Genomic DNA, 10,146 nt, shown 5'->3' with positions numbered 1-10,146 from the left:
AAGATACGGCTGGGATCGGTCAAACGGGATGAAGCGGCTCATCGCGACACTCTACAGCCTTACCCCTTCACAGGGTACCCCAACCCGACAGGCTGCTAGGGATGCATATCGCCAACCAGCAGTTCATGAGCGGGCAAAAATATTTGACGTTTGCCCGGTCAGCCGGAGTCGCCGCTCAGCATATGTCCGATGAGGGCACGCTGAATATGGCTCATTTCATCGACGTAAATCCAAGCCGGGCTGCAACCGCCGTTAAATCCCTCGAGAACCTTTTCGGTGGCGATCATACGCGCATGACCGATAAAGATTTCGCATATTTTAGCAACTTGGGTTTGACGGGAAAAAACGGTCAGTTTTTAGGGCAGGATCAACTTGCCTCCGATCCTATTGGATGGATTACGCATTACCTTTCTCCGCTGATAAAGAGCCATCCGGAACTTCTCGGTCATATCCAGAGGATGAACGTGGCCGATCTCGCGGCGGAAACTACAGGCGCTGAAGGGAATATCGCAAGACAGTATGCTACCGCCAAGCGGACAGACGCTGCTCGCGCCGTGACCGCCATGGAAAGCGGGCAACAGGATCAGTCTCTCATCATGCACACCGCATGGGAGCGACTGGAATTCACCATAGGCCGGGCAGCGCAGGGACCGTTCATCAGTTCCCTGCAATCACTGACCAATGCGTTCAACGGGATCAGTGATTTCGTGGCAAAGCATCCTGATGATGTGAGGCAGTTTGCCAATGATATTTCAGCCCTGATTAATGTTATTGGTTCCATTGCTGGTGGCATCGGTAAAATCATGGGTATGGTGCCGGGGCCAATTCGACGCATCCTTGAGAGTGCCGCTGCAGGCGCAGCCACAGGTGCGATCGGGGGGTCGGTAATACCAGGACTAGGAACGGCTGCCGGGGCGATAACTGGAGCGGCTGGAGGCGTTGTTTTGGGCGTTACGAACGAAGCGAGCCACCAAGCTAGTCGCATTTCAACCATGCAGTATCCGCAGGCGAGCGGTAGCAGCGCGCAGCATGTGGGGACGGCGCAGATCGTGGTCATGATGCCCAATGGCCGAGAATTGGCGTCAGCGGTGCAGGAAGTTCAGTTCCAGCAGGCCAGACAGGAGATGCGATCAAGCGGGACCGCTCCCGATGTGGTGCAGTACCCGCAGGTGCCGGGGAGGGCGATCGGACGGTAGCCGAATAGCATCACAACTTCCCACGATCCCGTTTTGGTCCCGTTGTCAAGATTAATAACGGCAGATAGGGTTCAACCAAGATCGGCATGGGGCGTTCATTGTCCGCAACCCGAAGCGAGGGAGGGAAAGATGTCTGTAGCGCGTTTCGTTGATAGCATGAAGAAAGCCCTCGGTGCAGGGAGGGGGAAGAACGACCCGCTCAGGGAAGGTCTGGTAAGCATTGCTGACGGATTGAAAGAATCCTCTGATCGCCTAGAAAAAAGGTCTAAGCGAATCAAAGAGGATCGTGAACTTGGCGGACGAATCACCAGACACAGAATTTCTCTGTGATGTTCTTTATGCTGACCGAGATAGGCTAGTTTCCTACCTTGCTCAAGTTGAGCCTAACGGTGTCTTAACCGGAGTTAAGCTCACTTCCGGCGAACAGGACACGCAGACTACAGACGGGTCGATTAACATCCATGTTGCCGCAGGCAAGATGAGCGCGACAACTAACGCGTCTGAAGGGCAGGAACGTACATTTGATCCTTCAGCGTTGTTGCCTATTTCTGTGATGAACAGACTGGATGAACTTGGGTATATTGGACGGGATCTGCATAAATCTGCTGTGGGTAGTCTTACCTTAACCCGAGGCTTTTTAAGACTAAAGGACTTAAGTCACATCAATACGCTCTGGCCCATCTTGGAAAAATTCATTCCATTTGACTCGTTTAGGCCAGAAATACCCTCTGGGCGTAGGGATGATCGAAAAAAGTACCCGTCCCAGACAGATATAAAAAATGCATTCGGGTCGTTATTAAAGGATACCCCATATCCGATCCAAGCTGAATTCATGACCCGACAGGGAATGGCATGGTCCACCTTTAAGAACGACTGCCTGCTCACATCTTGGGAAGATCTATCCCTTAAGCACGGGTCTGTGATTCCAGGCATTTGGTATGTATTAGGGGTTGTTGATGCGCACCCTATTTTCGATGAGGTCGGCACCGCATCTGCGATGGAAGCTGAATGGAATGAAATAGCAGCCGGTAACGAGATTACGAATGGGATCGGAGGAGTATTGTCTGCTGTAAGGCGTATGTTGGGGCGTCCCGACCAGTCTTTCGGGATCACTCCTCTCTTAGTATTCCGAAAAATGCCCGCAAATCGGAACGGATCACAAGAATTTATGCAGAAAGAAATGGCAGACTTAGAAGGGCCGCCTCCAGCATGATGGTACGCAATAGCATTTTCATTCCCCATTCCGCGTAACCCGATCCCCCTCGGCCTGCGCGTCCTTCTCGCAGATGTATTTCCCTGATTTCGTATGCCCATACCAGCGCATGCCACGGTAGTGGTAGACGCTGGTTCTGGTGTTGACCCACACGGGCCGGTCGCCTTTGGGGCAGCTTGGCTCCGTCTGGCTGCTTCCCGGCGTGTAGGCGTGGACGGCTGCTGGAGCGAGCAGGGCGAGAAAGGTGAGGGTGGTTAGGCGCATGGTTCCTCCTGCCGGAGTTTGGCAGGAAAGATACAAGTCTAGCGAGTCAGTAGCCTATGGGGTGCTTTCTGCTGCGTGGTAATAATCGACAGGTTCAGGCATGCGCGCGTCTGGGATCAGTAGACGCGATCCAGATCCAGCAGGTGCATAAGTGGCTGAGACGGCCAGGATATGCTACTTCTCGTGTTTGCATTTGGAGATAAGAAATGTTTGAGCGAGACGGCATATCGATAAACAGTGGCATTATTACCTTCAAAGGGGCCAGTTACCCAGCATTAAAAGTCGATTCCGTTACTGTAGATAATTCTGCGAAAGTGAAGGCTTCCGTTGTGGCCTGCTTTTTGTGGGTTGTAGGGGCGGCGTATGCTTTAGATTTTTACCAGTCTTCCAGATCCTTCGCCCTTGATGCTGCAATATTTTGTCTGATCTTTGGTGTGGCGGCCCTTATCGCGGCCATGTCAAAAAAGGTGCCTGTTGTGGTAAGGGTGTCAGGTAAAAAAGCAATCCAGATGAGGGCATCCGATCGTCAAAGCGCAAATGCAATCAAGGATGCCATCAACGATGCGGTGAGAGCAGCCTAAAAAAGAGCCGCCTTCGGGCGGTTTTTTGCCGTCAGTCTTTATTCCCTAACTCTGAAGTATCAATCAGGAGGAAGTTCATAAACTGCATCCAGTGGTCTAGTTACAGCAGCGTTTATGTTTCCAGCCTGTGCGTTCCATTGGAACGGCATTTCCTCATTATCAAATGAGGTGTCGATCTTATTGTCTGAAACCACGCCATAGGCCTGATAATACAGGTCTGATGCAACATTGATCGTGCGGGTATTCCAGTCCCATTGAGAAGATACAATGACGTGCGCGTCTACCTTATCGCAAAGGTGATGTTTGCTGAGCGTGACTGGCCCATCAATGAGGAACGCTTGATGCAGATGGCCGATTTCATGGTCTGTTCGCAGGTACCCCTCTCGCCTTTTTTCTTCGGCATCGCTGATGGACAGCCATCCCTTGCCGTCGTTATTCTTGGGGTCAGTTACGATATGCTGCATGTCTCCGGGGTCTTTTAGGCCATTAAACATGTGGGCAGGCCCATCAAACACGGTGCCCGCCGGAACGGTAATATCCCCAAACGAAAATTCTTTTTGGAAATCATCCGGGCTTGTCGGGTCATATGTCGCGCATATTTCGACATTCCCGCGCCCCGTGGATGGTTCCGCAATGGCAGCAAGTGGCGGTAGCAATCCGAACAAGCTTAAGGCCATAAAACGTATGCGCCTATTATCGCTCATCAGTTTTCCGTTGCGCGTCCTTCGCCCTCTCAAGAGCCTCAAGCGCGATCTTCTTAATCTCGGCCAGTTCGCTATCGCGCGTGGCGATTTCCTTTTGATATCCGTCGCGCATGAACTCGATCATCCAGACGAGTTCAGCGTTCACGGACCTGCCGTTTCGGGCAGCCTGTTCCTCCACCCATTCCTTTAGGTCTGGGGGTAGGCGGAAGTGGATCATGGGTGGTCGAATCGTCATAATATCAAATTAGATACATTGGTTATTGACGACAATGATAACCATGCGTATACATTGGTTACAGAGCACAGAGAGGGAGGTCATGAAACAGAGAGACCCACAAATTCATGTCCGCATCCCGCAGTCCATGAAGGACGCGTTGGAAGCGAACGCAAAGGCGAACTGCCGATCCGTCAATTCAGAGATTATTTTTGGATTGAAGTTTTATGCTCAGCATCTTGAGCAAGCAGAAAAGGCGTTGGGCACCGCCGTAGGAAGCCAGCCCAACGCCCCTCAGAAATGACCCTTACAAGGAACATCACTATGACCGCTCTTACCACAATCGACTTCCACGGTTCAAACCTTATTGCGATCCCCGGTGATCGTCCCGAAACAACGCTGGTGGCAATGAAGCCGGTGGCTGAAGGAATGGGGCTGGATTGGGAAGCGCAGCGTAAAAAGCTTGAGCGCCATCCGGTCTTAAAGACCTGCACCTCCATTAAGGAGGTTCAGATGATGGGCGATGATCAGGAAAGGGAACATACCTTCCTGTGCCTTGAAATGATCAACTTCTGGCTCGCCACGATCCACCCCGACCGGATCAAGAATGAAGCAACCCGCGCGAAGGTCATCGAATACCAGACCGAATGCGCCCGCGTGCTGTTCAACCACTTCTTCGGCAAGGCTCTGGCGCGTGGTGAACAGCCTGCATCCAACCACCTCTCCGCCCGTGAAGTTGGCGGCATCGTGAAGTCGGTCGTCACCAAGATGAAAAGCGACCTGCTGGCAGAACTGAAAGCCGAAATCCGCGAGAAGCTGACACCGGCACAGCGGGAGCTTTCCGAACGCGCCGTTGCCGTGGTGCAGGAAAAGGTTGCCGAAAGGCAGGCACTGGTCGAGACCCGCGTGTCCGGCCAGATCGCAGCCTTTCCCATCCCGGCCGACCTGATCCCCAAGCGCCGCCCGAATACCGGAACGTGCCGCCTGCCGGTTGGTGAGATTGGCCGCCGCCTTGGCATAGGCGCTGCGAAGGTCAACGCAATGCTGGCCGATCTTGGCTTGCAGTCGGCTGGCACGACGAACCAGCCATGGATGGTCACGGACAATGGCGAGTTCTTCGGCATTCATCATACCAAGCGGGTAATCCTGTGGTCCACCCGAACCCTTGACGTGCTGCGCTGGCGCATGGAGGCGCGCCCTTTCGTCAAGGTCAAGGAGCCAGCCCCGGTGTAGCTCTGGCGGAAAACCCGATCAGTGGGCACTATCCACCCGACGAAGAACTGCTGCTCTGGATGGCGGAGTGTGAGGGTTGGGAACGTGTGAACGCGGACAAGCCGCAGGATATGGAAGCACTTATGCAGATCAACCTGCTCATGAGGTGGATCAGGGACCGACGGGGCATCCGACCCCACGTTGAGCGCGCCCGGCAGATTTGGTTTCAGAAGCGGCGGGTTGTGCCGTTGAGGGCGCAGAAGGTGAGGGAGCGTGCGTTGATCGGGTAGGAAACAGGCCGCTCCGGGTGGGGCGGCCTTTTCTGTTTACCTTTCGTTTCACCTATGCCGATATACTGAAACTATGCGCCACCTGATCCTTACTGCCGCCCTGCTCGGCACCATCGCAACCGCCCAGGCCGCACCATCCTGCCCCGGCGACACGGTGGTGTGGGTCAACCAGGACACCGGCGTCTATCACCTTCCGGGCGACCGCTGGTATGGCCAGACCAGACACGGCACCTACGAATGCGAGAAGCAGGCCGTGGCGGATGGCGCGCACCAGTCGGGCAGGCGCGGCACGCAGCATCCGGCCAGAACGCCCCGGCCCGCTACCCGTCACCAGACCGGGCGCACCATGCAGGATCAGGTGGATGATGCCAAACCTTCCGGCAGCGTAGAAAACCCGTTCTGAAATCGTTCTTGTACTCTGTCGAGTTTTGACGCATATTACCGTCAGTGTCGCTTATTGCGCCCACCAAGCCGCCCGTCTAAGGCGGCTTTTTTGTTGGATTTTCCATGTCCCTAGCCCTGATGAACGCCGAGACCGCCATCGGGTCAATCGGGCGGCTTTGGGCTTCCGCGCCCGTCACCATCGGCGGCCTGACCCTGACCGGCATGGAGGTGCCAAACCTCATCCGCGACGGCGGCACGCAGCAGGTGGCTGTGCACAAGCTGCCCGGCGGCAACAAAATCATCGACGCCGTGGGCAACGATCCTGACCGGCTTGAGCTGTCAGGCACCTTCACTGGCCCCACGGCCATCGAGCGCGCCCTGCAACTCAAGCAGATGCGCATTGCGGGGCTGCCAGTGCAGTTTACGGGCGCGGGCCTCTCCCTGCTGGTCAAAATCGTTCAGTATTCCTTCGACTACCAGCAGAAGGGCATAATCATTCCCTACAGGCTGGTGCTTGAACAGCCGCCACAGGTGCCCGCAACCAGCGGCACGAACTCATCCGCCCTGTCGGCCCTGATCGGCACGGATGCAGCATCGGCCATTTCCGGCATCACGGGCGCGGTGAGTGACGTTGCAACCATCGCGGGAAACATCGCGGGTCAGCTCTCCACAGTCGTGGGGCAGCTCACGCCCATTGCCGACATGGTGGGGGCAGGGGGGCTGTTCGCGGGCGTGGAGGACAACCTGAGCGTGGCGCAGGGTCTGTCCGGTGCAGGCGTCAATCTGGCCTCGACGCCAGAGAGTGCGGCCAGCCTGGTATCGGGGCTTGAAGCGTCAGGAAGCGGCCTGACTTCAGCAATCAGCGAGACCGGTGCGAACCTGGAGGGGGTCAGCCTCAATGGCGCGGCCGGTCTGTCCACTCTCACGCAGAATGCGGAACTGCACAGCGCATCAGTCACGTCTGGCGCGCTGGTCAACCGCTCCTATGCCAACACCATCACGGCCACGGACGGCACGCAGAACGGCCCGCTTGTCACGGCGCAGTAGGATCACCCATGGCAAACACGATCAAGGTCACGGCGGCAGATGGAACGCTCTATCACGTCGCTGCGCGTGAACTGGGCGACGCCACGCAGTGGTGGCGGATTGCGCAGTTGAACGGCATGGACAGCCCGGACCTGTCCGGATTCTCTGCACCCGTCCCGCTCGTGATGCCATCGGTTGATGCGTCCCTGAGCAGTGGCGTTCCGGGCGTGTCGGCATGAGCGAGAGTATCAATGTTACCGCCAAGGGCCACCGCATCTGGCGCGCGCCTCGCGCCCGGCTGCTTGTCAACGGCGCCGAGCGGCCCGAGACGGGGCTGGAGGAGTTTACGCTTACCCGCACCCGCTACAGCCGGGCCGATACGCTGGATATGACGTTCGCGCTGGATCGCACGAAAATACCGGCGAACGGCCTATGGTTTGACCTGCCCGCGCCCGCGAATGGGGCAGCAATCGCCGATATCGACATCACGCTCCAGATGCGCGACGAAGCCCAGACCGGCGCACAGTGGACCACCATGTTTTCGGGCATCGTGGACCATGTGGAACTATCTCCGGCGGAAACGTCGGTCCATATCCAATGCCGCGACTATCTGGCCAAACTGCTCGACATGCGCGTGCTTTCGGGCTGGATGAACATGACCGGGTCTGAGGTGGTGAAGGCCATGATCTCGGCGGCTGGCCTGACGCCAGACGTCACCATGTCGGACGGCATGGTTGGGCAGTTCTGGCAGGTCGAGCACAAGGTGAAGTCAGCCAGCAGTCACAGCCGGTTCCAGACCGCATTTGATCTGGCCAGCTATCTGGCGAACATGACGGGAAGCGACCTGTATGCCGAGGGCAGCACAATCGTCTGCGCCCCTTATCCTCAGGCGACCAAATCCAACACCCATATACTGGATTATAGCGACACCGGGCCGCTAAACCCGATCAAGATGGGCGCGTCTGGGCTGCACTTCACCCGTGATTATCAGATTGCCAAGGGCGTCGTGGTTCACGTTACGAGTTGGGACAGTCGCCAGCGCAGCCGGGTGGAATATTACTGGTCAGCAGGCAAGGGCTCACCGACAAAAGCGGAAGGCACCGGCAACCTGCATAGTTTTACCCTTCCAGGCGCTCGATTAAGCGATCTGGCGAATTATGCTCAGAGAAAATACAACGAAATTGTCGCCCACGAACGTACCATAACCGGCCAGATTCCCGGTCGCATCACGCTGGCGCCGCGTCAATTCATGCAGATCACCGGCACCGGCACGACATGGGACGGTACGCTCGACGTGGATGCCGTGACCAGTCGCTTTTCGTGGTCCGGTGGCTTCTCCCAGCAGATCACCCTGCGCACCCGCGACGTAACGAAGGACGAAAACACCGATGCATGATCCACGCATGGTGGCCTCCAACATCGCCAACGGGCAGGCCCAGCCCGGCTTTGGTATCGTCAGTGCGGTGGACCCGGTGAACCACGCCGTGAAGGTCATGACGCAGCCATCGAACGTCGAAAGCGGCTGGCTTCCTCTGGCGGCCATGCAGGTTGGCAGCCTGCGCATTTCGTGTCCGGCCGATATCGGAACACACGTCATGGTTGTGCATATCGAGGCCGATGCCGAACATGGCGTGGCTGCAATGCCGATCTATGACGCGGTTGTCATGCCCCCCACATCCCCCGTCACCAGCCAACCCGCCCAGCCCGGCGAACTGCTGATCGTGGCAGGCTGCCCCACGCCACCCGCCAATGGTGAAACTGCGCCGGGCGACGCCACGCGGAATGCGCCGTGGTGGCACATCACCCGTGATGCGATCTACAGCGGGGCAGGGCAGGCCACCGAGGCGCTGACCGCCACCAGCAAAGCGTGGAAGGTCGGGTCAGTCGGCATGACGCTCGACGCCAACGGCCTTGCCGTAACCGGCGGCCCGATCACGACCGATAAGGACATGACCGCACAGGGCACCGTGACCGGCAAGGCGGACGTGCTTGCAGCAGGCATTTCCGGCAAAAGCCACACCCATGGCGGCGTGCAGCCGGGCAGCGGGTCAACGGGGGCGCCGCAATGAGCGCGCTCTCCCACACCATGGGTGGCGACCTCGACCTGTCGGGCACCGGCAGCGTGGCCGTGGTGACCGGCGCGGACCAGACAAGGCAGGCGCTCCTGCGCAGGCTGTGCACCAATGCCGGGGCCTATATCTGGCAGCCCGATTATGGCGCTGGCCTGCCAGCACGGGTGGGCAGCGTTATGGATGAGGCCGCCATCCGCGCCCTGGTGCTCGAGCAGATGCAGGCAGAGGGCGGGGTGGACCAGACCCAACCCATTACGGTCACGCTCACGAACCCGAAGGTGGGGGCCTACCTGCTGGCCATCGCCTACACCGATGCTGCCACCGGCACGGTGCAGGAACTGACACTGAGCACATGACGGGCGCCTCTCACGGGGCGCCTTTTTTATTGGAGGTCCATCTTGGCCCTAACCTTCCAGTCTTTCAGGACCACGCTGGGCAATATGGTGGCCAGCGCGCAGGGCGCATGCCCGTCGCTGCTTGACCTCAATATCGGCTCCCCGGGCCGCGCCATGCTCGAGGCGGTGGCCGGGCTGGGGTTGTGGTTCCAGTTTATCGCACTCCAGATCCTCTCGCGCACCCGGCTGGCCACATCCATCGGCACGGATGCCGACAGCTTCGTGCAGGATTTTGGCCTGACCCGCCTGCCGGGCACGGCGGCGACCGGCACTGTCACCTTCACCTCGTTCTCGCCCGCCAGCCAGTCTGCCACGGTGGCGGTGGGGGCAACCGTGCGCACGGCCTCAAGCCTCGTGTTCAGCGTGGTGCAGGACGAGACCAACCCGGCATGGTCCACGAGCGCCGGAGCTTACGTTCGGCCCGCGGGCACAGCCTCGATCACCGTGCCGGTGCAGTGCGCCACTACGGGCGCGACCGGCAACCTGGCGGCGGGGACCATCTGCCTGCTGGGCACGGCCATATCGGGCATCGACACCGTGACCAACACCACGGCGCTCACCAATGGCAGCGATGGCGAGACGGATGCGGCGCTGC

Annotated in this window: 15 protein-coding genes; 12 read left to right on the top strand and 3 right to left on the bottom strand. The window is 58.1% G+C overall.

Going from position 1 to position 10,146, the window contains the following annotated elements; all coding sequences use genetic code 11:
- Positions 1–101 precede the first annotated feature (101 nt).
- Together CDI09_RS16635 and CDI09_RS17965 are read left to right on the top strand one after the other, a co-directional pair.
- The gene (locus CDI09_RS16635) at positions 102–1,196 is read left to right on the top strand and encodes a hypothetical protein (RefSeq protein WP_236944549.1); all 1,095 of its coding nucleotides are present in this window, start codon (positions 102–104) and stop codon (positions 1,194–1,196) included.
- A gap of 292 nt (positions 1,197–1,488) precedes the next feature.
- Positions 1,489–2,409: a hypothetical protein gene (locus tag CDI09_RS17965; RefSeq protein ID WP_146220932.1), complete on the top strand. Its 921-nt coding sequence runs from the start codon at positions 1,489–1,491 to the stop codon at positions 2,407–2,409.
- A gap of 18 nt (positions 2,410–2,427) precedes the next feature.
- Here the strand turns inward: CDI09_RS17965 and CDI09_RS16625 are convergent, their stop codons facing one another.
- The gene (locus tag CDI09_RS16625; RefSeq protein ID WP_078523667.1) at positions 2,428–2,673 is read right to left on the bottom strand and encodes a hypothetical protein; all 246 of its coding nucleotides are present in this window, start codon (positions 2,671–2,673) and stop codon (positions 2,428–2,430) included.
- 206 nt (positions 2,674–2,879) lie between these two features.
- Here CDI09_RS16625 and CDI09_RS16620 point away from each other — a divergent pair, with 206 nt between their 5' ends.
- Positions 2,880–3,254, top strand: coding sequence for a DUF6232 family protein (locus CDI09_RS16620; RefSeq protein ID WP_078523668.1), 375 nt, complete (start codon positions 2,880–2,882; stop codon positions 3,252–3,254).
- A gap of 59 nt (positions 3,255–3,313) precedes the next feature.
- Here CDI09_RS16620 and CDI09_RS17960 read toward each other — a convergent pair whose 3' ends face one another.
- Positions 3,314–3,958, bottom strand: a complete 645-nt coding sequence (locus tag CDI09_RS17960) for a hypothetical protein (protein WP_146220931.1) — start codon at positions 3,956–3,958, stop codon at positions 3,314–3,316.
- Entirely contained in the window at positions 3,948–4,175 is a 228-nt protein-coding gene (locus tag CDI09_RS16610) for an Arc family DNA-binding protein (protein WP_257788371.1), read from the bottom strand. The genes CDI09_RS17960 and CDI09_RS16610 overlap by 11 nt, the downstream gene beginning before the upstream one ends.
- 100 nt (positions 4,176–4,275) lie before the next feature.
- Between CDI09_RS16610 and CDI09_RS16605 the strand changes: the two genes are divergently transcribed.
- The 9 genes from CDI09_RS16605 to CDI09_RS16560 all read left to right on the top strand — a co-directional run.
- The gene (locus CDI09_RS16605) at positions 4,276–4,476 is read left to right on the top strand and encodes an Arc family DNA-binding protein (RefSeq protein ID WP_110571439.1); all 201 of its coding nucleotides are present in this window, start codon (positions 4,276–4,278) and stop codon (positions 4,474–4,476) included.
- A 20-nt stretch (positions 4,477–4,496) separates the two neighbouring features.
- Entirely contained in the window at positions 4,497–5,405 is a 909-nt protein-coding gene (locus CDI09_RS16600) for a phage antirepressor N-terminal domain-containing protein (RefSeq protein WP_167370145.1), read from the top strand.
- Between the two features lie 342 nt (positions 5,406–5,747).
- A complete protein-coding gene (locus CDI09_RS16590) occupies positions 5,748–6,077 on the top strand; it encodes a hypothetical protein (protein ID WP_078523674.1) in 330 nt (109 codons plus the stop codon).
- A 104-nt stretch (positions 6,078–6,181) separates the two neighbouring features.
- Positions 6,182–7,105, top strand: a complete 924-nt coding sequence (locus tag CDI09_RS16585) for a hypothetical protein (RefSeq protein WP_078523675.1) — start codon at positions 6,182–6,184, stop codon at positions 7,103–7,105.
- 8 nt (positions 7,106–7,113) lie between these two features.
- Positions 7,114–7,323, top strand: a complete 210-nt coding sequence (locus CDI09_RS16580) for a hypothetical protein (RefSeq protein ID WP_078523676.1) — start codon at positions 7,114–7,116, stop codon at positions 7,321–7,323.
- The gene (locus CDI09_RS16575; protein WP_078523677.1) at positions 7,320–8,480 is read left to right on the top strand and encodes a hypothetical protein; all 1,161 of its coding nucleotides are present in this window, start codon (positions 7,320–7,322) and stop codon (positions 8,478–8,480) included. Before CDI09_RS16580 ends, CDI09_RS16575 begins: the two co-directional genes overlap by 4 nt.
- Complete coding sequence (locus CDI09_RS16570; protein WP_078523678.1) at positions 8,473–9,153, top strand: baseplate assembly protein; 681 nt, start codon at positions 8,473–8,475, stop codon at positions 9,151–9,153. Before CDI09_RS16575 ends, CDI09_RS16570 begins: the two co-directional genes overlap by 8 nt.
- Complete coding sequence (locus CDI09_RS16565) at positions 9,150–9,512, top strand: phage tail protein (protein ID WP_078523679.1); 363 nt, start codon at positions 9,150–9,152, stop codon at positions 9,510–9,512. The genes CDI09_RS16570 and CDI09_RS16565 overlap by 4 nt, the downstream gene beginning before the upstream one ends.
- A 42-nt stretch (positions 9,513–9,554) precedes the next feature.
- Positions 9,555–10,146: baseplate J/gp47 family protein (locus CDI09_RS16560; protein ID WP_211308948.1), on the top strand; the 592-nt coding region annotated here is incomplete at its 3' end.

This window comes from Komagataeibacter nataicola (assembly GCF_003207795.1).
Classification (GTDB): Bacteria; Pseudomonadota; Alphaproteobacteria; order Acetobacterales; family Acetobacteraceae; genus Komagataeibacter; species Komagataeibacter nataicola.
This window is presented reverse-complemented; position numbering and strand designations above follow the sequence as displayed.